This is a genomic window from Polaribacter sp. BAL334 (assembly GCF_015767435.1).
Taxonomy (GTDB): Bacteria; Bacteroidota; Bacteroidia; order Flavobacteriales; family Flavobacteriaceae; genus Polaribacter.
In genome coordinates, this window is the sequence record NZ_JADWOV010000217.1 from 1 (window position 1) to 510 (window position 510).

At 31.6% G+C, this 510-nt stretch carries 1 protein-coding gene and 1 pseudogene; both read right to left on the reverse strand.

Annotation, left to right across the window (positions count from 1 at the left end):
• Window positions 1-243 (reverse strand): annotated as a pseudogene (locus tag IU405_RS01945) (hypothetical protein); the annotation flags it as partial.
• Window positions 240-510 (reverse strand): helix-turn-helix domain-containing protein (locus tag IU405_RS01950; protein WP_197436935.1); only part of this gene is annotated, 271 nt, incomplete at its 5' end. The pseudogene IU405_RS01945 and the gene IU405_RS01950, both read right to left, overlap by 4 nt.

Sequence of the window (510 nt, forward strand, 5' to 3'; positions counted from 1 at the left end):
ACTGAAAGTCATTGTAAAATTGTCATTTGAAGTTAACAAGTCCCATTCCTCACCATTAAGTTTCCAATCTCCACCAAAACCAGAAACCTTTTTCTCTCTATCATAGTTCCAATTCTTTTTACTTGCAGCACCATAAGGTGGGTCACAAATTGCTAAGTCAAATGAATTATCTTCTAATTCCTGTAATCCAATTATTGCGTCCTTTTTTATCAAATGAACTCCTTCATCTTTAAATTCTCTCATTTCTTCAAATATTTTACAATTTGTTCTTCAACTATGTTAATTGCCTTTTGGGTTTCTTCGCTAATACCATAATCCTTGATAATTTTTTCAGCAACTAATAAAGTTTTTAATTCTGTTTCATTATACTTATAATATGCAGATAGTTTGGACAATTGCTCCTGTGTAGGCAATCTTTCCCCTCTTTCAATCTTACTCAAAATAGTTAAATCTACTCCAGCTGAATCTGAAACACAATTTAATGTTTCACCTTTTTGCTTTCTTAAGTCC